This is a genomic window from Pseudomonas sp. KK4, from assembly GCF_001984065.1.
Classification (GTDB): Bacteria; Pseudomonadota; Gammaproteobacteria; order Pseudomonadales; family Pseudomonadaceae; genus Aquipseudomonas.
The window spans coordinates 24,098-43,487 of the sequence record NZ_LYVP01000044.1; the positions used below are offsets into that span (position 1 = coordinate 24,098).

20 protein-coding genes and 1 pseudogene are annotated in these 19,390 nt (G+C 60.7%); 9 read left to right on the forward strand and 12 right to left on the reverse strand.

Translation table 11 applies throughout. From position 1 onward, the window contains the following. Positions 1 to 374 precede the first annotated feature (374 nt). The gene (locus tag B0W55_RS16175; protein ID WP_077046938.1) at positions 375 to 563 is read left to right on the forward strand and encodes a hypothetical protein; all 189 of its coding nucleotides are present in this window, start codon (positions 375 to 377) and stop codon (positions 561 to 563) included. 71 nt (positions 564 to 634) lie between these two features. Here B0W55_RS16175 and B0W55_RS16180 read toward each other — a convergent pair whose 3' ends face one another. The 5 genes from B0W55_RS16180 to cysM all read right to left on the reverse strand — a co-directional run bounded on the left by B0W55_RS16180 (position 635) and on the right by cysM (position 6,785). Next, positions 635 to 1,177: a DUF2058 domain-containing protein gene (locus B0W55_RS16180; RefSeq protein WP_077046939.1), complete on the reverse strand. Its 543-nt coding sequence runs from the start codon at positions 1,175 to 1,177 to the stop codon at positions 635 to 637. Positions 1,178 to 1,205: 28 nt separating this feature from the next. Further along, entirely contained in the window at positions 1,206 to 2,039 is an 834-nt protein-coding gene (mazG, locus tag B0W55_RS16185; RefSeq protein ID WP_077046957.1) for a nucleoside triphosphate pyrophosphohydrolase, read from the reverse strand. A gap of 125 nt (positions 2,040 to 2,164) precedes the next feature. Continuing rightward, the gene (relA, locus tag B0W55_RS16190) at positions 2,165 to 4,408 is read right to left on the reverse strand and encodes a GTP diphosphokinase (RefSeq protein ID WP_077046940.1); all 2,244 of its coding nucleotides are present in this window, start codon (positions 4,406 to 4,408) and stop codon (positions 2,165 to 2,167) included. A 122-nt stretch (positions 4,409 to 4,530) separates the two neighbouring features. Further along, a complete protein-coding gene (gene rlmD, locus B0W55_RS16195) occupies positions 4,531 to 5,883 on the reverse strand; it encodes a 23S rRNA (uracil(1939)-C(5))-methyltransferase RlmD (protein ID WP_077046941.1) in 1,353 nt (450 codons plus the stop codon). After that, complete coding sequence (cysM, locus tag B0W55_RS16200) at positions 5,883 to 6,785, reverse strand: cysteine synthase CysM (RefSeq protein ID WP_077046942.1); 903 nt, start codon at positions 6,783 to 6,785, stop codon at positions 5,883 to 5,885. The genes rlmD and cysM overlap by 1 nt, the downstream gene beginning before the upstream one ends. 376 nt (positions 6,786 to 7,161) lie before the next feature. Here cysM and B0W55_RS30065 point away from each other — a divergent pair, with 376 nt between their 5' ends. Next, a complete protein-coding gene (locus B0W55_RS30065; RefSeq protein WP_139340926.1) occupies positions 7,162 to 7,542 on the forward strand; it encodes a hypothetical protein in 381 nt (126 codons plus the stop codon). A gap of 45 nt (positions 7,543 to 7,587) precedes the next feature. On the opposite strand, the gene B0W55_RS16205 is transcribed toward B0W55_RS30065, so the two are convergent. The 4 genes and pseudogenes from B0W55_RS16205 to B0W55_RS16220 all read right to left on the reverse strand — a co-directional run bounded on the left by B0W55_RS16205 (position 7,588) and on the right by B0W55_RS16220 (position 10,898). After that, a complete protein-coding gene (locus B0W55_RS16205; protein ID WP_083743201.1) occupies positions 7,588 to 8,088 on the reverse strand; it encodes a hypothetical protein in 501 nt (166 codons plus the stop codon). A gap of 251 nt (positions 8,089 to 8,339) precedes the next feature. Next, positions 8,340 to 8,651, reverse strand: a pseudogene (locus tag B0W55_RS16210) (DUF1016 N-terminal domain-containing protein); the annotation flags it as partial. Between the two features lie 113 nt (positions 8,652 to 8,764). After that, complete coding sequence (locus B0W55_RS16215) at positions 8,765 to 10,183, reverse strand: sensor histidine kinase (protein WP_077046944.1); 1,419 nt, start codon at positions 10,181 to 10,183, stop codon at positions 8,765 to 8,767. Next, complete coding sequence (locus tag B0W55_RS16220; protein WP_077046945.1) at positions 10,173 to 10,898, reverse strand: response regulator transcription factor; 726 nt, start codon at positions 10,896 to 10,898, stop codon at positions 10,173 to 10,175. The genes B0W55_RS16215 and B0W55_RS16220 overlap by 11 nt, the downstream gene beginning before the upstream one ends. Before the next feature lie 216 nt (positions 10,899 to 11,114). On the opposite strand from B0W55_RS16220, the gene B0W55_RS16225 reads away from it, so the two are divergent. Together B0W55_RS16225 and B0W55_RS16230 are read left to right on the forward strand one after the other, a co-directional pair. Next, the gene (locus tag B0W55_RS16225; RefSeq protein ID WP_077046946.1) at positions 11,115 to 13,868 is read left to right on the forward strand and encodes a response regulator; all 2,754 of its coding nucleotides are present in this window, start codon (positions 11,115 to 11,117) and stop codon (positions 13,866 to 13,868) included. A 62-nt stretch (positions 13,869 to 13,930) separates the two neighbouring features. Further along, positions 13,931 to 14,920, forward strand: a complete 990-nt coding sequence (locus B0W55_RS16230) for a 2-hydroxyacid dehydrogenase (RefSeq protein WP_077046947.1) — start codon at positions 13,931 to 13,933, stop codon at positions 14,918 to 14,920. Positions 14,921 to 14,925: 5 nt separating this feature from the next. On the opposite strand, the gene B0W55_RS16235 is transcribed toward B0W55_RS16230, so the two are convergent. Next, positions 14,926 to 15,462, reverse strand: a complete 537-nt coding sequence (locus B0W55_RS16235; protein WP_077046948.1) for a hypothetical protein — start codon at positions 15,460 to 15,462, stop codon at positions 14,926 to 14,928. A gap of 134 nt (positions 15,463 to 15,596) precedes the next feature. Here B0W55_RS16235 and B0W55_RS16240 point away from each other — a divergent pair, with 134 nt between their 5' ends. Then, positions 15,597 to 16,031, forward strand: a complete 435-nt coding sequence (locus B0W55_RS16240; RefSeq protein ID WP_077046949.1) for a hypothetical protein — start codon at positions 15,597 to 15,599, stop codon at positions 16,029 to 16,031. Beyond that, the gene (locus B0W55_RS16245) at positions 16,031 to 16,435 is read left to right on the forward strand and encodes an META domain-containing protein (protein WP_077046950.1); all 405 of its coding nucleotides are present in this window, start codon (positions 16,031 to 16,033) and stop codon (positions 16,433 to 16,435) included. Before B0W55_RS16240 ends, B0W55_RS16245 begins: the two co-directional genes overlap by 1 nt. A gap of 122 nt (positions 16,436 to 16,557) precedes the next feature. On the opposite strand, the gene B0W55_RS16250 is transcribed toward B0W55_RS16245, so the two are convergent. Then, positions 16,558 to 17,025, reverse strand: a complete 468-nt coding sequence (locus tag B0W55_RS16250) for a TlpA disulfide reductase family protein (protein ID WP_077046951.1) — start codon at positions 17,023 to 17,025, stop codon at positions 16,558 to 16,560. 114 nt (positions 17,026 to 17,139) lie between these two features. On the opposite strand from B0W55_RS16250, the gene arsC reads away from it, so the two are divergent. Genes arsC through B0W55_RS16265 form a run of 3 tightly spaced genes read left to right on the forward strand, consistent with a single transcriptional unit; the run spans position 17,140 to position 18,514 of the window. Next, a complete protein-coding gene (gene arsC, locus B0W55_RS16255; RefSeq protein WP_077046952.1) occupies positions 17,140 to 17,493 on the forward strand; it encodes an arsenate reductase (glutaredoxin) in 354 nt (117 codons plus the stop codon). After that, positions 17,490 to 18,086 (forward strand): NAD(P)H:quinone oxidoreductase, encoded by a 597-nt coding sequence (gene wrbA, locus B0W55_RS16260; protein ID WP_077046953.1) that lies wholly within the window; start codon positions 17,490 to 17,492, stop codon positions 18,084 to 18,086. The genes arsC and wrbA overlap by 4 nt, the downstream gene beginning before the upstream one ends. Positions 18,087 to 18,088: 2 nt before the next feature. Beyond that, positions 18,089 to 18,514 (forward strand): DUF2069 domain-containing protein, encoded by a 426-nt coding sequence (locus tag B0W55_RS16265; RefSeq protein WP_077046954.1) that lies wholly within the window; start codon positions 18,089 to 18,091, stop codon positions 18,512 to 18,514. A 99-nt stretch (positions 18,515 to 18,613) separates the two neighbouring features. Here the strand turns inward: B0W55_RS16265 and B0W55_RS16270 are convergent, their stop codons facing one another. Beyond that, positions 18,614 to 19,288, reverse strand: coding sequence for a DNA-3-methyladenine glycosylase I (locus B0W55_RS16270; RefSeq protein ID WP_077046955.1), 675 nt, complete (start codon positions 19,286 to 19,288; stop codon positions 18,614 to 18,616). Positions 19,289 to 19,390 lie beyond the last annotated feature (102 nt).

A 19,390-nucleotide genomic window follows, 5' to 3' on the forward strand; every position in this document is an offset into this window, starting at 1 on the left:
TGCTGAGCCACACATGAAAACGCCCCGACTGGTTCGGGGCGTTTTTTTTTGCGCCGGATAAATGCCCGCGCAAATGTGCTTGCGTAGGGGATCAGCTTGCTGGCGATGGCAATCTTGAGGACGCTATCGCCAGCAAGCTGGGCTCCTGCAGGAAATCATTCAAGCCGCAGGTTTTGCTCGATAAACATGAAGCTTTTGTCATGCAACTCGCCCCCCTGCGACTGAATGTCGCGGTTTTAGCGGGCTGCAGGATTCTGTCCGATTCGGCAACAAACCCTTTCCAAATCCAGTCATTTACTTAGCAAGCTACCAAAACATATAACGGAGTCCTGCACACGCCTTGGTGCAGATATCAGAGAGATTGGAGCTAGCAGATGACTGTAAAAGTAACTGAACGCGACGATTCACATAAATCCCACGAAGGCGTAGCCGCCGGTATCCGGATCTGGGATGTGTACCAACAGGACCTGCTGGTCGGGATGTTCCACAACGAAATTGACGCCCACAACTACAAGTCCGAGCTGGAACTGCAGGAACGGCAACGGGAAGTACGCTCTGCCTGAGCCAACCACACCATTGAAAACGACAAACCCCGCCATGTGCGGGGTTTGTCGTTGTTACAGACAGCGCGGGTTTACCACATCAGATCATCAGGGATCTGATAGGCCGCGTACGGATCGTCTTCGGCCGCGACTTCTTCGGTCTGCACATTCAACTGCACGATACGCTGTGGATCACGCTCCTGAATCTTCAGGGCCGCTTCACGCGGTATCACTTCGTAGCCGCCGGCGTGGTGGACGATGGCCAACGAACCGTTACTGAGCTTGTTGCGCATCAGTGCGTTGACCGACAGGCGCTTGACCTTCTTGTCATCGACGAAGTTGTAGTAGTCCTCGGTAGTCAGCTTCGGCAGGCGGGTGGCTTCGATCAACTGCTTGATCTGCGCGACCCGGGCCTTGGCCTCGGCCTTTTCCTGCTGCTGGCGGTTGAGCTCCTGATCGCGCTTGACCTTCTCGGCCATGGCTTCCTGGGCAGCTCGCTGCTGGGTGTCATCGAGTTCGATCTGGCCCTTGTGGGCCAGGCGCTGCTGTTTCTGCTTCTCTTTGCTGACCTGCTTGGCCTGCTTCTGGTTGACCAGCCCTGCTTTGAGCAACTGGTCGCGAAGGGAAATGCTCATGGTGCTTATTACTCACTTAGGCAACTGCTCAACCGCAGCTGGGCACATTCTTTTCCTGACGTTTGGCTTCACCCCACAGGGCGTCCAACTCTTCGAGGGTGCAATCTTCCATGGGACGGTGGGTGTCGCGCAATGCCTGTTCGATAAAACGGAAGCGCCGTTCGAACTTGCCGTTGGCGCCGCGCAGCGCGGTTTCCGGGTCGACCTTCAGATGCCGCGCCAGATTGACCACTGAAAACAGCAGATCACCGACTTCATCGGCAATCGCCGCCGGGTCGTTATCGGCCATCGCCTCGAGTATTTCGTCGAGCTCCTCACGGACCTTGTCCAGCACTGGCAAGGCATCCGGCCAGTCGAAACCCACCTGCCCTGCGCGTTTTTGCAGCTTGGCCGAGCGGGACAAGGCCGGCAAAGCGGCGGGCACGTCATCGAGCAAGGACAGCTGTTGCGGCGCGTCGGATTTCTCGGCGCGCTCTTCGGCCTTGATTTCCTCCCAGCGCTGCTTGACCTGCTCTTCATTCAAACGCGGTACATCCAGCGGCGCGTAGAGATCGCCGGTAGGGAATACGTGAGGATGACGGCGGATCAGCTTGCGGGTGATGCTGTCGACCACACCGGCGAATTCAAAGCGCCCTTCTTCCCGGGCCAGCTGACTGTAATACACCACCTGGAACAGCAGGTCGCCCAGTTCACCCTGCAAGTGATCGAAATCACCGCGCTCGATGGCGTCGGCAACTTCGTAGGCCTCTTCCAGGGTATGCGGGACGATGGTGGCGTAGGTCTGCTTGATGTCCCACGGGCAACCGTACTGCGGGTCGCGCAGGCGGTTCATGAGGTGTAGCAGATCATCGAGGCTGTACATCATTTATGTCTCACCACAATAAACCTGTGGGAGCGGGCTTGCTCGCGAAGAGGGAGTGTCATCAACGTTTCACTGTCTGACACACCGCTTTCGCGAGCAAGCCCGCTCCCACAGGACGGCCATCTTCAAGGCGTACGGTTACGCCGGGTTTCGATGATGTTCGGCAACTGGGAAATCCGCCCCAGCAACCGCCCCAACGCATCCAGCCCCGGAATCTCGATGGTCAGGGACATCAACGCCGTGTTGTCCTCCTTGTTCGAGCGGGTATTGACCGCCAACACGTTGATCCGCTCGTTGAGCAGCACCTGAGACACGTCACGCAGCAGCCCCGAACGGTCGTAGGCACGGATGACAATGTCCACCGGATAAGTGAGCACCGGCACCGGCCCCCAACTGACCTGGATGATCCGCTCCGGCTCGCGCCCGCCCAATTGCAGCACCGAGGCGCAATCCTGACGGTGAATGCTGACGCCACGGCCCTGGGTGATGTAACCGACGATCGCATCCCCCGGCAACGGCTGGCAGCAACCCGCCATTTGCGTCATCAGGTTGCCGACGCCTTGGATCTGAATGTCGCCACGCTTGCCCGGTTTGTAACCGGTGGCCTTGCGCGGAATCAGCTCCAGCTGTTCGTTGCCGCGCTCCGGCTCGACCAGTTGCTGTGCCAGGTTGACCAGTTGCGCCAGGCGCAGGTCACCGGCCCCGAGGGCAGCAAACATGTCCTCGGCGGTTTTCATGTTGGCCTTGTCGGCCAGCTTGTCGAAATCCACCGCTGGCAGGCCGAGGCGATTGAGCTCGCGCTCGAGCAGGGTTTTACCGGCGGCTACGTTCTGGTCGCGCGCCTGCAGCTTGAACCAGTGCACGATCTTCGCCCGCGCCCGGGATGTGGTGACGTAACCCAGGTTCGGGTTCAGCCAGTCGCGGCTCGGCGTGCCGTGCTTGCTGGTGATGATCTCGACCTGTTCACCGGTTTGCAGGCTGTAGTTGAGCGGTACGATGCGCCCGTTGATCTTGGCGCCACGGCAGTTGTGACCGATCTCGGTGTGCACGCGGTAGGCGAAGTCCAGCGGCGTCGCCCCCTTGGGCAAGTCGATGGCGTGACCGTCAGGGGTGAAGATGTAGACGCGATCGGGCTCGATATCGACCCGCAGCTGTTCTGCCAGACCGCCGATATCGCCCAGCTCTTCGTGCCACTCGAGCACCTGACGCAGCCAGGAAATTTTCTCTTCGTAGTGATTGGAGCCGGACTTGACGTCGGTGCCCTTGTAGCGCCAGTGCGCGCAAACGCCGAGCTCGGCCTCTTCGTGCATGGCGTGGGTGCGGATCTGCACCTCCAGCACCTTGCCCTCGGGCCCGATCACCGCGGTGTGCAGCGAGCGGTAGCCGTTCTCTTTGGGGTTGGCGATGTAGTCGTCGAACTCTTTCGGGATGTGCCGCCACAGGGTGTGGACGATGCCGAGCGCGGTGTAGCAGTCGCGCATTTCCGGCACCAGCACGCGAACGGCGCGCACGTCGTAGATCTGGCTGAATTCCAGACCCTTGCGCTGCATTTTGCGCCAGATCGAATAGATGTGTTTGGCCCGGCCGCTGATATCGGCTTCGACGCCTGTGGCCTGCAGCTCGTTTTTCAGCTGGCACATCACGTCGCTGATGAAGCGTTCGCGGTCCAGCCGCCGCTCGTGGAGCAGCTTGGCGATCTGTTTGTACTGGTCGGGCTCAAGGTAACGAAAGGATAAATCCTCCAGTTCCCACTTGATGTGGCCGATCCCCAGACGGTGGGCGAGCGGCGCGTAGATGTCGAAGACTTCACGGGCCACGCGGTTGCGCTTCTCGTCGTCGGCGGTTTTCACCGCGCGGATCGCACAGGTGCGCTCGGCCAGTTTGATCAGCGCGACACGAACGTCGTCGACCATGGCCACCAGCATCTTGCGCAGGTTTTCCACCTGGCCCTGAGTGCCCATCACCATGGACTTGCGCGGGCTCAGACTGTCGCTGATCGCCGCCATGCGTTGCACGCCGTCGATGAGTTTGGCCACCACCGGACCGAAGCGCTGGCTGACCGCCGGCAACGGAATCTGGCCTTCGCGCACGCCGCGGTAAAGGACCGCAGCGACCAGGGAATCCTGATCGAGCTTGAGGTCGGCGAGAATCTCGGCAATTTCAAGGCCGGTGCGGAAGCTGGAATTGCCTTCCGACCACAGATTCTTCGCCGCATTGGCTTGTTGTTCAGCCTCGCGAGCGTACTCGCAGGCTTCCTTCAAGGCTTCGCGATCCAGTGCCAGATCGACACTGACCGCATGATCGAGCCAAGCCTCGAGATTGATACTGCCGTCGGTGTTGATCGGCTGGTGTGCTCTCACCTGTACCATCTTGCTTACCTTCCCTACGACGCAGATTCAATGCGTCAAATCGCTGACCTTCGTTGCCCGTGCGCCCACGTCGGGCTGGTGCGCGGCTGCACGGGCGGGCCAGTCGGACCAGACGAGCCTTCCTAGCTCGCTTCAAATAACGCCATGGCTTCGACATGTGCCGTTTGAGGAAACATATCGAGAATCCCGGCACGTTTTAACCGGTAGCCCTGCTTGATCAATTCGACCGTGTCGCGCGCCAGAGTTGCAGGGTTGCACGACACATACACCAACCGTTCGGCGCCCAGGGTCTTGAGCTTGCGCACCACCTCGAAAGCACCGTCACGCGGTGGGTCCAAGAGTACCGCACAAAAGCCCTCGCGCGCCCATTCGGCGTCGGTCAAAGGCTGGGATAAATCCGCCTGAAAAAACTTCACGTTATGCAGATTATTGCTAATGGCGTTCGCGGCTGCCCGCTCGACCATCACCTGCACCCCTTCCACCGCCACCACTTCGCGAACGGATTGCGCCAGCGGCAAGGCAAAGTTACCCAAGCCGCAGAACAAGTCCAGCACCCGCTCATCCGCGGTCGGTTTCAGCCATTGCAGCGCCTGGTCCACCATCGCTTCGTTGACCCCGGCGTTGACCTGAACGAAGTCGCCGGGACGATACGCCAGTTCCAGGTTCCATTGCTCCAGACGATAGCCCAACACTTGATCGGCTTCGACCGGTTGTGGTTCACCCTCGCCGTGCAGCCACAACTGGGCCTGATGGAACGCACAGAAATCCTTGAGGATCGTCAGGTCCGTCTCGGACAACGGTGCCATGTGGCGCAGCAGCACCGCCAGCGACGATCCGGCGAACAACTCCACATGCCCGAGTGCCTGGGGCTTGCTCAAACGTCGGAGCATCTCCGGCAAACGGGTCATGATCGGTTGCAAGGGCTGTACCAGCACCGGGCATTCGTCGATGGCGACGATGTCCTGGCTGCCGGCGGCGCGGAAGCCGACTTCGAGCTTCTTGGTTTTGATGTCCCAACGCACCGCCACCCGGGCGCGGCGACGGTAAGCGAATTCCGGACCGCTCAAAGGGGCGGCCCACTCTTGCGGCTCGACGCCGGCGACTCGGGACAATTGCTCGGCGAGCATGCGCTGTTTCAGGGCAAGCTGTTCGCTGTGCGGCAGATGCTGCACGCTGCACCCGCCGCAGCGACCGGCATGGACACAGGGTGCCGGGCGACGCAGTTCGCTGGCCTTGAACACCCGCTCGGTGCGCGCCTCGACCACTTTGCCATGGGCACCGAGCACCCGCGCCTCGACCTCTTCACCGGCCAACGCGCCGATGACGAACCAGGTACGACCTTCGAAAAACGCGATACCGCGACCGTCATTGGCCAGGCGCTCGATGGTCAGGCGCTGCTTTTTGCCGGTCGGGACTTGCGGGGCCTTGCTGCCGCCGGTGGGCTGGAAGCGCAGGCCTCTCTCATGCTTGGCCATCAGTTGGGCGCGTCGAAAATGCCGGTCGACAAGTAACGGTCGCCACGGTCGCAGATGATCGCGACGATCACCGCGTTTTCAACTTCTTTGGACAGACGCAGCATTGCCGCCACCGCACCGCCCGACGACACGCCGCAGAAAATGCCTTCCTCGCGGGCCAGACGACGGGTCACGTCTTCGGCTTCGCTTTGCGCCATGTCGACGATCCGGTCCACGCGATCGGCCTGGTAGATCTTCGGCAGGTATTCCTGCGGCCAGCGACGAATGCCCGGGATGGCCGAGCCTTCCATCGGCTGAAGACCGATGATCTGCACGTTATCGCTCTGCTCTTTCAAATAGCGCGAAACGCCCATGATGGTACCGGTGGTGCCCATGGAACTGACGAAATGGGTAATGGAGCCCTGGGTCTGGCGCCAGATTTCCGGGCCGGTGGTGGTGTAGTGCGCCTCGGGGTTGTCACCGTTGGCGAACTGATCCAGCACCTTGCCGCGGCCTTCGGCTTCCATACGCTGGGCCAGGTCGCGGGCGCCTTCCATGCCTTGTTCCTGGGTGACCAGAATCAGCTCGGCACCGTAGGCGGTCATCGCAGCCTTGCGCTCGGCACTGGAGTTGTCCGGCATGATCAGGATCATCTTGTAACCCTTGATAGCGGCGGCCATGGCCAGCGCAATCCCGGTATTACCCGAGGTCGCTTCGATCAGCGTATCACCGGCGTGGATCTGCCCGCGCAATTCGGCACGCGTGATCATCGACAGCGCCGGACGGTCCTTGACCGAACCCGCCGGGTTGTTCCCCTCGAGCTTGAGCAAAAGGGTATTGCTGGTGGCGCCAGGCAGGCGCTGCAAACGGACCAGCGGAGTGTTGCCGACGCAATCGGCGATGGTTGGGTACTGCAAGGTCATGGCGTATTCGCAATCCAGACTGCGGGGGCGCCTATCATACCGGCAAACCTGCGAACGCCATATCACGCAAAGTGAGGTGCTTATGGTTTGTGGGAATAAGGAAAAATCGGTGGCGAATGTGAGGTTTTTCGCCACGCTCCTACAGATGTCTCGATTGAGTACGAAACGTCTGTCAGAAGTGCATTTTTCTGTAGGAAAGAAGATTGAATGGATCGGAAGTTTCCCGCGCTTTGAAGCGGCATGCATGAACTAGTGCCAGCGAGCGGCAGTAGATAATCTTTTCCGGTGGGCGGTGACTGCTCACAGACGCATTAACACACTCAACGTCTAACGCAACGTTCAGACGCCAAGCTGATTTTCGTCAAGGAAGAAACAAATGAAAACATTACTTGCACTTCCGCTCGCCGCTTTAATATTGGTGAGTGGTCAAGCCACAGCTGCATGCACTTATATACAGAACACCTACAGTGGGATCGTGCCTGCAAATTCGGAAGTTATCGTACAAGGCCCTTTCACCATCACTGGCTCCAATGGCTGTCGACAGGCAAACATTACCTCCACCATTACTGGCCTTGGCAGAGGTTCACCTCCAAACTTGGTCATTGAAAAACTGGATGGATCAATCTGGAGATATGCCGACGGAGGCAATCGTAGCAATGCGTCAGTACTGGGTTCGCTGGGAACTTACAGAGTTCGCCATATAAACAATGAAAACGTGCCAAAAGGATATTCCGGCACTACTCGATATGGTCGATAACTGTTAAGGCTGCCGGTGCCCGCCTGCGGGCCGGGCACCGCGGCTTCAGGCCTTGATGCTGATGGAAAGCTCACTTTGAGCAGAGGTCGCAAAATACGAGAGCGCGCCAAGGACATGATTTGCCCGAATCAAGCTTCTGGTGATTTCATGAAAACCTCTCGCCTCACCTTCGCTATTTTCCAGTCGGTCTACAAGCATCTCATTGAACATCGCTATCGCATTAAATTTGACGTCAGTACCCGTTGGGCGACCAGCCTCATCATAAGCCATTCTGCCTGAAGTAAAAAAGTTAGCGACTTCATCGCCTATCAGGCCACTTTCATACAGCAAAGAACCAGCCATTGCGAGTTCATGACTACTTACGGATGAAAAATCATATCGCCTCAATGAGTGCTTCAAGTCTTCGATCGACAGCTCATTCGTCAGATCTAGCGCACGAACAGCATCATCAGCAGTTTTCTTGGTGAAACCATTAATCGTCTCAGAAGGATTTTGGATAACAAAACCTTCTGACCTCATCGACAACGTGGGCAATTGAATATTCACAAGTATCTCCTTGGTTTTATATCTTCTTCTAAATATCGCCACCCACTTTCAAACCTTTAGACTTCACTTTATGTTCCGACCCATTAACATGTTGCGAATTATCTCAAACCTGCCAATCGCAAATATTCCTTACTGCGCATCAATCCGCTCCGCATTCTGAACATGGAACTCATGCAGTTTTGCCTGCAACAACTGCTTGTCCGGCAAGCGGGTCTGGCGACCTCGACGTTGTGTGACCAGGACAATTGTCACGCCAGTGGTGCGACTTTTTCTTCGCCGCGGTAGATCTCATGGAATTGGCGCATGCGGAACAGATTTGACCGAGTAAAACCACGCAATCCCGGCTGTGTCATAGCCAGATGCTCAGCCAGTTGGCCAACCACCGAATCCCCCCACTCGGCGTTTTCCAGCTTGCGGCGGATATACGCACCAACCTGCCAGTACCGTTCGATCAGTTGCGTATTGACCGTCTGTATCGCCTGTTGGCGGGCTCCTTTGATCAGCGCAATCACTTCATTGAAACGGTCGACGGGTAGCTTACCGGGCACTTCGGGCGCGTTCATGCTCAACTCCTGACGGGAGTAAAAGCCAGAGCCTAACCTGTCAAGCACGCGTAAAAACGCCGCTGATACCCTTTAGGAAATGTCATACAAGATTACCGGAACGCTCCGGCAAATCAGCGTGATGGCAATGCCACACTCAATGTGGGAGCGGGCTTGCTCGCGAAAGCGTCATCCGCCACCTCACCGACATCAGCCAACAACCGCATATTCATCCGCAACCCAACTTCAGTATTCTCAGCCCAAAGCCTGCCCCCCTGCCGCTGCACCGCATTCCTGGCAATGCTCAACCCCAACCCGAACCCGCCATCCCCGGGCCGCGAGCCATCGAGTCGAGTGAACGGCAGGAAGATCCGCTCCAGATCCGCTTGCGCCACGCCGCCGCCCTGATCCTCCAGCCACAAATGCCAGTAGTCACCATCCCGCCGTCCGCCCAGGTGAACCACGCCACCCTCGGGGGAATGCCGAATGGCATTGCGCAGCATGTTTTCCAACGCCTGGGCCAGGGTATTGAGGTGGCCGCGCACCCAGCAGGATGCCTCCACCGAGCACCGCAACTGCCCGCCCGGCCAGCAGCTTTCATAGCAGGCGTTTTCGGTGAGCATTTCCCACAGCGCCTGGATCTGGATCGCTTCGTCGGGAAGGCGGGTGCGTTCGGTGTCCAGCCAGGCCAGTTGCAGGGTGTCTTCCACGAGCCGCTGCATGCCGTCGACCTCGCGGCCGATGCGCTCGCGCAACGGCTCAAGTTCCTGCTCGCTTTCGCTGGCCACCCGCAGGCGGCTCAGTGGCGTGCGCAGTTCGTGGGACAGGTCGCGCAGCAATTGCTGTTGCAAGGCCACGGTGGTTTGCAGGCGTTCGGACATGTGATCGAACGCCCTGCCGAGTTCACCCAGCTCATCGACGCGGTTGGTGGTGCGACTGGACAATCGGACATTCAGTTGATCGGCGCGCCAGGCATTGGCCTGGGCGCGCAGGTGATTGAGCGGCACCACCAGCAGGCGGTACAGGCCGACGCACAACAATAAAGTGAAGAGTCCGGGTATGACGCCATTGGTGATGACGCGCCAGAACACCTGGTAGCGGCCAGGCAGGAAGCGCTCAGGCAATTCGATGACCAGGCTGCCGGCAGACGCGTCGTGCGGGAACGGTACGCGCATCCACGGTCGGCCTTTCTTGTGCACGGGCCAGTCCAGGCCACGCAGGAAGGTCAGGTGTTCGATGTCCTTGTCCGACAGCGACTGACTGCTCAGCGATTGCAAATCACCGCCGATGACCCCGACCCAACTCTCCTCCTGCGTGCGCATGTTCTGCAGCCAACTGTCGACGCCCGCGCGCTGCCCCTGCTGCCACGCCTGTTCCGCTTCCTGCGCATAGCGCGTGAGGGTGCCGCGGGCTTCGTCGGACAGGAACTGATTGCGCTCTTCCATGTAGCGCCCCCAGGACCAGCTCAGCCAGATCATCAGCAGACAGAATGCCACCAGCAGGCAGGCAAGCTTCCAGAACAGCGAGTGCCGCCCTGGCAGATTACATTTCATCGCCGGCACTCAGGACGTAACCCTTGCCCCACACCGTGCGCACTTCGCGGTCGATGTAGCCGATGGCCTTTAGTTTGCGGCGGATCTGGCTGATGTGCATGTCCAGGCTGCGGTCATGGGCGGCGTAGCCCCGCTGCAGTACGTGCTGATAAAGGAAGGCTTTGCTCAACACTTCATCGCCGTTGCGGTTGAGGGTGTCCAGCAGACGATACTCGCTGCGGGTCAGGCCGGCGGCGTGCTCGCCATAGAACACCTCGGACAGCTCATCGTCGAAACGCAGGCTGTCCGCCACCGCAGCCATCGCCGCCGCCGCCGGCGTCGGCTGACGATCCAGCGCAACGCGGCGCAGAATCGCCTCGATGCGCACCCGCAACTCGACCATGCTGAACGGCTTGGGCAGGTAATCGTCCGCCCCCAGACGAAAGCCGCTGATGCGATCCGCCTCGGCACCGAGCGCCGACATCAGCAGCACCGGGGTCGAGTGGCTCTGGCGCAATTGCGTCAACACCGAGAGCCCGTCCAGGCCGGGCAGCAGAATGTCCATCAGCACCACATCGAAGGGTTGCCGACGGGCCGCATCCAGACCTTCCTGGCCGTTCTGGCACCAGGTCACCTGGAAACCGCTACGGCCCAGGTGTTCGTGGACATAGGCACCGAGCACGAGGTCGTCTTCGATGGACAGGATACGGGGGTGGCCGGCTGCGATGGGAGTCATGACTATCTGCAAATAATTCTCAGTTGATGATTATTCAAGATTGAACGGTCAGGAACAAGTCGAGGCGCCGAACGCGGTGCGAAAGCCCTGGCCTGAGCGATGAATGACGTCATCAATTTTTACGAAGATTGCCTGCCTGCAAATCGCTACACTGCGCAAGTGGTGCGTGCCGGATGCATGTGCGGGTCTATGAATAGCGGGATGCAGGAGAGAGGCGTGCTCACGAAACTGGGAATTAAAGGCCGCGTGCTGTTGCTGACCCTGTTGCCGACCAGCCTGATGGCGTTGGTGCTGGGCGGTTATTTCACCTGGATGCAGCAATCGGATCTGCACGCCCAACTCATGAAGCGCGGGCAGATGATCGCCGAGCAACTGGCACCGCTGGTGGCGCCCGCCATGGGCCACAGGAACACCGAACTGCTGGAGCGCATCGCCACCGAATCCCTGGAACAACCGGACGTACGCGCCGTGACGTTCCTGGCGCCGGACCGCTCGCTGCTGGCCCACGCCGGGCCCTTGATGCTCAATCAGGCGCCGCTGGGGGATGCCTCGCGGATGCTCAGTCGCAGCGGCAATGACGCGACCCGTTATCTGCTGCCGGTTTTCGGCAAACACCGCAACCTCTCCGGTGATGTGATTCCCGAGGAAACCGACCGGCTGCTGGGCTGGGTCGAACTCGAACTGTCCCACAGCGGCATGCTGCTGCGCGGCTACCGCAGTCTGTTCGCCAGCTTCATGATGATCATCGCCGGCCTGGGAGGTGCGGCGTTGCTGGCCCTGCGCATGGGCCGCACGATCAACCGGCCGTTGGACCAGATCAAGCAGGCCGTTTCCCAACTCAAGGATGGCCATCTGGAAACCCGCCTGCCGCCGCTTGGCAGCCAGGAGCTGGATGAACTGGCGTCCGGCATCAACCGCATGGCCGGCACCCTGCAGAATGCCCAGGAAGAATTGCAGCACAGCATCGACCAGGCCACCGAAGACGTGCGTCAGAACCTGGAAACCATCGAGATCCAGAACATCGAGCTCGATCTGGCGCGCAAGGAAGCTCTGGAAGCCAGCCGGATCAAGTCCGAGTTCCTGGCCAACATGAGCCACGAAATCCGCACCCCGCTCAATGGCATTCTCGGCTTCACCCACCTGCTGCAAAAGAGCGAGCTGACCCCGCGGCAACTCGATTATCTGGGCACCATCGAAAAGTCCGCCGACAGCCTGCTGGGCATCATCAATGAGATCCTCGACTTCTCCAAGATCGAGGCCGGCAAACTGGTGCTCGACCACATTCCGTTCAACCTGCGCGACCTGTTGCAGGACACCCTGACCATCCTCGCCCCCGCCGCCCACGCCAAACAGCTGGAACTGGTGAGCCTGGTCTATCGCGACACGCCACTGTCGCTGGTGGGCGATCCGCTGCGACTCAAACAGATCCTCACCAACCTGGTCAGCAACGCGATCAAGTTCACCCGCGAAGGCACCATCGTCGCCCGAGCCATGCTCGAAGAAGAGCACGAGGACAGCGTGCAACTGCGCATCAGCATCCAGGACACCGGCATCGGCCTGTCGAACCAGGACGTGCGTGCGCTGTTCCAGGCCTTCAGCCAGGCTGACAATTCGCTGTCGCGGCAACCGGGCGGCACCGGCCTGGGGCTTGTGATTTCCAAGCGCCTGATCGAGCAGATGGGCGGTGAGATCGGCGTCGACAGCACGCCAGGGGAAGGCTCGGAGTTCTGGATCAGTCTGAGCCTGCCGAAAACCCGCGACGATGCCGAAGACCTGCCCGGCCCACCGCTGTCCGGGCGCCGGGTGGCGGTGCTGGAAAACCACGAACTGGCCCGTCAGGCCTTGCAGCATCAACTGGAAGACTGCGGCCTGATGGTCACCCCGTTCAGCAATCTGGAAAGCCTGACCAATGGCGTGACTGCCGCTCACCAGACCGATCAGGCGATCGATCTGGCGGTGCTCGGCGTCACCAGCAACGACATGCCACCGGAGCGCCTGAACCAGTACATCTGGGACCTCGAACACCTGGGCTGCAAGGTGCTGGTGCTGTGCCCGACCACGGAACAGACGCTGTTCCACCTCTCGGTGCCCAACCCCCACAGCCAACTCCAGGCCAAGCCGGCGTGCACGCGCAAGCTACGGCGGGCGCTGTCGGATCTGGTCAACCCGCGCCAGCTGCGCAGCGAGCCCGGCGAGCCGGTTTCCAGCCGCGCACCGAAGGTACTGTGCGTCGACGACAACCCGGCCAACCTGTTGCTGGTGCAAACCCTGCTCGAAGACATGGGTGCCAAAGTGCTGGCCGTGGAAAGTGGATACGCCGCCGTGCGCGCGGTGCAGAGCGAGACCTTCGATCTGGTGCTGATGGATGTGCAGATGCCCGGCATGGACGGGCGTCAGAGCACCGAGGCGATCCGTCAGTGGGAAAGTGAACGCCATGGCACGCCGCTGCCGATCGTCGCCCTCACCGCCCACGCCATGGCCAACGAGAAACGCGCACTGTTGCAAAGCGGCATGGATGACTACCTGACCAAACCCATCAGCGAGCGGCAGCTGGCGCAGGTGGTGTTGAAGTGGAGCGGACTGGCGCTGCGCAACCAGAGCCCTGAGCGCCCGGGCGACACCCAAGCCAGTGGCTTTGAGTTGCAGGTGCTCGATCACGAAGAAGGTTTGCGCCTGGCCGCCGGCAAGGCCGATCTGGCCGCGGACATGCTGGCGATGCTGCTGGCATCGCTCGAGGCCGACCGCGAAGCCATCCGCCAGGCTCGGGAAAGCCATGACCATAACGCCCTGATCGAACGAGTCCATCGCCTGCATGGCGCCACCCGTTATTGCGGCGTACCGCAATTGCGCGCCGCCTGCCAGCGCAGCGAAACCTTGCTCAAGCAACAGGACCCGAAAGCCGTCGCTGCGCTTGAAGAACTCGACCGCGCGATCAATCGCCTGGCGGCACAGGCGCGGATCAATGCTTGATGTGGCGCAAAAACGTAGGTAGTTGGACGAGCTAATGTCGGTGTGAAAACAAGGAGAACCGCATGCGTACGATTCTTTTCAGCAGCCAGACCTACGACAGCGACAGTTTTCTGGCCGCCGACCTGCCGCCCGACATCGAGCTGCATTTCCAGGCTGCGCGATTGAGCCTGGACACAGCAACCCTGGCCGAGCATCACGAGGTGGTGTGCGCCTTCATCAATGACGACCTCGGCGCCCCGGTGCTCGAACGTCTGGCCACCGGTGGCACGCGTCTGATTGCCCTGCGCTCGGCCGGTTACAACCATGTCGATCTCGCTGCGGCGAAACGCCTGGGGCTGACGGTTGTGCGCGTACCGGCCTACTCGCCCCACGCCGTGGCCGAGCACGCGGTGGCGTTGATCCTGGCGCTGAACCGGCGCTTGCACCGCGCTTACAACCGCACCCGCGAAGGCGATTTCACCCTGCATGGGCTGACCGGTTTCGATCTGGTGGGCAAGACCGTCGGTGTGGTCGGCACCGGGCAGATAGGCGCCACCTTCGCCAGGATCATGAACGGTTTCGGCTGCCAACTGCTGGCCTATGACCCCTACCCCAACCCGCAGGTCGAGGCGTTGGGTGCGCGTTATCTGAGCTTGCCGCAACTGCTGGCCGAATCGCAGATCATCAGCCTGCACTGCCCGCTCAACGAACAGAGCAAACACCTGATCAATCGTCAATCGCTGGCGCACATGCAACCCGGTGCCATGTTGATCAACACCGGACGTGGCGGGCTGGTGGACACGCCCGCGCTGATCGACGCCTTGAAGGACGGTCAATTGGGTTACCTGGGGCTGGACGTGTATGAAGAGGAGGCACAACTGTTCTTCGAGGACCGTTCCGACCTGCCGCTGCAGGACGATGTGCTGGCGCGCCTGCTGACCTTTCCCAACGTGATCGTCACCGCGCACCAGGCCTTCCTGACGCGCGAGGCACTGGGCGCGATTGCCGCGACGACCTTGCAGAACATCGCCGCATGGGCCGCCGGTAGCGTGCAGAATCAGGTCGAGGGCTGAGCGGTTCAGGCCCTGGACAAGGCGATCATCAACCCCAGCCAGCCGAAGCCGATCAAGCGCTGCATGTTCGAATGGCCCGGACGCAGCAGGAACCAGACAAAAAACGGCGGCAGCAAAAACACCATGATTTTCAGCCAGAGTTCCACCGGGCGTGGTCCTGCGGGTGTGGCAACCGGGGCCTCGACCTTGTTTCGACGTCGAAACGCCGCAGGCGTGGCCCGTGAGGCACTCTTTTTTGTCGGCAAAGGCTCGAAGGACAGCGCCGCCTGCTCCTTGACCGTTACCTCAGGCAAGGCCCGTGGCACGCGCTCGTCAGTGGGTAGGCGGCCGAAGGAGAGCGGTGCCTCATCAATGCTGGTTGGCCCAATCGCGGCCCGAGGCACGCTCTGCCCAGTGCTTGACTGCCCGAAGTAAAGCGGCGTTTGCTGAAGTTGCGTGGGCGTTGCCACCAGCATGACCCCGGTGGGCGCACCGCAATGGATGCAAGCGGGCGCCATTGAACTGATGCTTTGCTTGCACTCGAAACACTCGATTAACGCCATGTGCCTTCCCTGACCCTGCAAAAGCGGCAGTGTGCCATGACTGGCCCCGTCAGTTGAACCTGATCGAAGGTCACATGCCCGCACCATGCTGCGCGTATGCCCGTGCTAGCATATCGCGCATATTTGGAGGACCCATGGTCGAACACGATTTCCGCTACAGCCTGATGAACCCGCAACACACCCTCACCGAATGCCGCGCCCTGGTGCCGGGGCGTTATCAAGTCACCGGCAACGGCGGTTCGATTCGCAACAATGACGTGCTGGTCGTGACCCTCAAAGGTGCCAAGGACCTGTCCATGCGCCTGACCGTCGAAACGGTTCGCCACCTGATCAACCCGCCCGGGCAATGGGTCGCGGTGGCCAGTGGCCCGGTGTTCGGCGAACTGGCGATCCACACCTGGAAAGTGAACTGCGACAGCTGCGCCAAGGTGCTCGATTTCGAGTTCGCGGTCGACGCCAAGCTGGGCAACAAGGCCGAAAAGCCTGCTGCCACCGCGCGGATTGCCGAATTGGGCTGGAAGTCGGTCGGCGAGAAACACCTTTGCCCGAAATGCCAGGAGCCAGCGTAATGAAACGCCTTGCTCTGGCTGCGATGATGGGCGCCGGCCTGATGGGCTGCGCCGCTGAACCGGTGCAATTGCAACAGAACCGCAGCTACATTCTGGAGTGGATCGGCGAACGCCCGCTGATGGATTACAGTCATCTGACCATCACCCTGGGTGAAGACGGTCGTGCCTACGGCAACGGCGGCTGCAACCACTGGTTTGCGCCCTACACCCTCGAAGGCGACAAGCTGACCTTCGGCAAGATCGGCAGCACCCGCAAGCTCTGCGCACCGGCGTTGATGGAACAGGAAAACCGCTTCCTGCAGGCCCTGGAAAACGTGCAGCGCTGGGACGTTTCGCCAATCGAGCAAATGCGCTTCTGGCCCGCCGAAGGCAAGCCGCTGCGCTGGTGGCTCGAGGAGGGTTGATCGCCCTTCAGTGATCGTCTGGAGCAATCCCCCTGTTTCTGTAGGAGCACAGCTTGCTGGCGATGGCGTCCACAAGATCGCTATCGCGGGCAAGCCCTGCTCCTAAAGGACCGGCCAACGATTCAATTCCTGGCCTGCAACGCCTCGAGCTTCGCCATGACTCCCGCCGCCGTCTGCTCGCCCATCAACTGTTCCCGCACCTTGCCCTTGTTGTCGATGATGTAGGTCACCGGCAATGCCTCGCTGCGTGGCAGTTCGAAAATTTCCGACGGGTCCTGCGCCAGCACGGTGAATTGGATGCCGAGCTTCTCGGCGGCGCCTTTGAGCTCCTGGCCCTGCACGTTGTCGAAGTTGACCCCGAACACACCGATCTTCTTGTCCTTGAGCTGATCGGCCAGGTGGTTCAATTCCGGAATCTCGGTGCGGCACGGGCCGCACCATTCGGCCCAGTAGTTGAGCACCAGCCATTGTTTGTCCAGACGACCGGCGTCGACCTTCTGGCCGTTCTGATCGATACCGTAGTCGTTACCGCACCCCGCCAGCATCAACGCCCCGATGATCGCCAATGCCGCTGCCAGTCGCCTTGCCATGTCGTGATCCTTGTCGAAAAAAGAATACTGCCGCGACCCATTGCCTCCCAAGGTTCTGGATTACGCGTTGCACAGTTAGAATAGCCGCCACCTTACCCAAAGTGCGACCCGCTCATGACCGATCTGACGCTTTATCACAACCCGCGCTGCTCGAAATCCCGCGGCGCGCTCGAACTGCTTGAAGCCCGCGGCCTGACCCCGACCGTGGTGCGCTATCTGGAAACCCCGCTGGACGCCGCGCAAATCCAGAGCCTGCTGACCAAGCTGGGCATTGGCGCGCGGGAATTGCTGCGCACCGGCGAAGACGAATACAAGACCTTGAATCTGGCCGACACCCGCCTCAGCGAAGCTCAATTGATCGCGGCCATCGCGGCTCACCCGAAACTCATGGAGCGACCGATTCTGGCTGTGGGCGACAAAGCCGTCATCGGCCGTCCACCGGAGCAGATCCTGGAGTTGCTGCCGTGAGTGCACCCTACATTCTGGTGCTGTATTACAGCCGCAGCGGCTCGACCAACGAGATGGCCCGGCAGATTGCCCGGGGCGTGGAACAGGCCGGGCTCGAAGCGCGACTGCGCACGGTGCCGGCGATTTCCACCGAGTGCGAAGCCGTGGCCCCGGATATTCCGGACGAAGGCGCGCTCTACGCCAGCCTCGACGATCTGAAGCACTGCGCAGGCCTGGCCTTGGGCAGCCCGACCCGCTTCGGCAACATGGCGGCGCCGCTCAAGTACTTCCTGGACGGCACCAGCAACCTGTGGCTGACCGGTGCCCTGGTGGGCAAACCGGCGGGCGTGTTCACCTCCACGGCGAGCCTGCACGGCGGCCAGGAAACCACCTTGCTGTCGATGATGCTGCCGTTGCTGCACCACGGGATGCTGATCACCGGCCTGCCGTACAGCGAGTCGGCATTGCTGGAAACCCAGGGCGGCGGCACCCCTTATGGCGCCAGCCATCACGCCGGCGCTGATGGCAAAAGCGGTCTGGATGCCCACGAAGTGGCGCTGTGCCGCGCACTGGGCATGCGCCTGGCCAAGACCGCGCAGAAACTGGAGGGCTGAGGGTGGCCAAGAAGCCGAAGATCCTGCCCGCCATCCAATGGCTCGAACCCCGAGTGCGGGCCATGCGCGTGATCAGCCTGCTGTGTTTTTTCGGCCTGGCGGGGCTGCTGTGCATCTACTACCTGCTGGTCGCGGATCTGCACGGCGCCCGGCCCTGGGTGATTCTGCTGATCGAACTGGTACCGCTGCTGCTGTTGGCGCCGGGCATGATCGTCGGCAGCCCGCGGGGGCATTCGTGGATGTGTTTTGTGGTGAACCTGTATTTCATCAAGGGCGCACTGGCGGCGTATGACCCGAATCGGCAGGTGTTCGGGTTGCTGGAGATGGGCGCTAGCCTGGCGGTGTTCTGCTCGGCGCTGCTGTATGTGCGGTGGCGGTATCAATTGAATCGCAAATTGGCTGGGGAAGGCGAGATCTCTGTCGCCTGACATGGCCTCTTCGCGAGCAAGCCCGCTCCCACATTGGATCTGTGAGCGACACAGATCCAATGTGGGAGCGGGCTTGCTCGCGAAGGGGACGACACGGTCTCAATGATTGGCGGTATAGGCCAGCATCATGGAGATCTGGCTCATCGCCCGCCCACCGCTTTCTTCATGCCACTGGTTGAACACATCCTGCACCAACGCCAGGTCGCGCAGGCTGCTCGGCACCTTGTCGATGATGTTCTGGGCATTGAGTGCGGCAACCACGTCGTAGCTCGGCACAAAGGTGTCCTTGCCGACCATGCGCAGGAAGCGCGGCGCCGACAGGCCACCCAACTGGGAACCGCGCTTTTTCAGGAAGGTCCAGAGCCCGACGATATCGGTTACCGGCCAGTCGGCGATCAGCGCGCCGAAGCTGCCCTTCTCGTGGGCCACGTCCAGCACGAACTGCGCATTGCGCGGCACGCTCTTGAGCTTGCCCAGGTGGCGGATGATCCGCGCGTCCTGCATCAGCCGCTCCAAATGTTCGGCGCTCATCAGCACGACTTTTTCCGGGTCGAACCTGAAGAACACCTCTTCGAACGCCGGCCACTTGGCGTCCACCAGACTGTGCTTGAGCCCGGCACGGAACACCCGCAGGGCCATGGTCGACAGGTAGCGGTCGTCAGTGATGTCGCGCAATTGCGCCGGGGTCTTTGGAACGGGCAGATGGGCTTGCAGTTCCGCCGCCGAACCGAAGCGGTTCAGGCAGTACTCGTTCAGCCACTTGTAGTCGCGCATGCCTCTCTCCCGAGGAAATCGAAAAACCAATGTGGGAGCGGGCTTGCTCGCGAAAGCGGTCTGTCATTCAACATTGATGTTGGCTGACAGACCGCTTTCGCG

Bases quoted from the DNA above. Each gene is read 5' to 3' on its own strand.
- B0W55_RS16175 (WP_077046938.1), top strand. From the start codon at position 375: ATGACTGTAAAAGTAACTGAACGCGACGATTCACATAAATCCCACGAA.
- B0W55_RS16180 (WP_077046939.1), bottom strand. From the start codon at position 1,177: ATGAGCATTTCCCTTCGCGACCAGTTGCTCAAAGCAGGGCTGGTCAAC.
- mazG (WP_077046957.1), bottom strand. From the start codon at position 2,039: ATGTACAGCCTCGATGATCTGCTACACCTCATGAACCGCCTGCGCGAC.
- relA (WP_077046940.1), bottom strand. From the start codon at position 4,408: ATGGTACAGGTGAGAGCACACCAGCCGATCAACACCGACGGCAGTATC.
- rlmD (WP_077046941.1), bottom strand. From the start codon at position 5,883: ATGGCCAAGCATGAGAGAGGCCTGCGCTTCCAGCCCACCGGCGGCAGC.
- cysM (WP_077046942.1), bottom strand. From the start codon at position 6,785: ATGACCTTGCAGTACCCAACCATCGCCGATTGCGTCGGCAACACTCCG.
- B0W55_RS30065 (WP_139340926.1), top strand. From the start codon at position 7,162: ATGAAAACATTACTTGCACTTCCGCTCGCCGCTTTAATATTGGTGAGT.
- B0W55_RS16215 (WP_077046944.1), bottom strand. From the start codon at position 10,183: ATGAAATGTAATCTGCCAGGGCGGCACTCGCTGTTCTGGAAGCTTGCC.
- B0W55_RS16220 (WP_077046945.1), bottom strand. From the start codon at position 10,898: ATGACTCCCATCGCAGCCGGCCACCCCCGTATCCTGTCCATCGAAGAC.
- B0W55_RS16230 (WP_077046947.1), top strand. From the start codon at position 13,931: ATGCGTACGATTCTTTTCAGCAGCCAGACCTACGACAGCGACAGTTTT.
- B0W55_RS16235 (WP_077046948.1), bottom strand. From the start codon at position 15,462: ATGGCGTTAATCGAGTGTTTCGAGTGCAAGCAAAGCATCAGTTCAATG.
- B0W55_RS16240 (WP_077046949.1), top strand. From the start codon at position 15,597: ATGGTCGAACACGATTTCCGCTACAGCCTGATGAACCCGCAACACACC.
- B0W55_RS16245 (WP_077046950.1), top strand. From the start codon at position 16,031: ATGAAACGCCTTGCTCTGGCTGCGATGATGGGCGCCGGCCTGATGGGC.
- B0W55_RS16250 (WP_077046951.1), bottom strand. From the start codon at position 17,025: ATGGCAAGGCGACTGGCAGCGGCATTGGCGATCATCGGGGCGTTGATG.
- arsC (WP_077046952.1), top strand. From the start codon at position 17,140: ATGACCGATCTGACGCTTTATCACAACCCGCGCTGCTCGAAATCCCGC.
- B0W55_RS16270 (WP_077046955.1), bottom strand. From the start codon at position 19,288: ATGCGCGACTACAAGTGGCTGAACGAGTACTGCCTGAACCGCTTCGGT.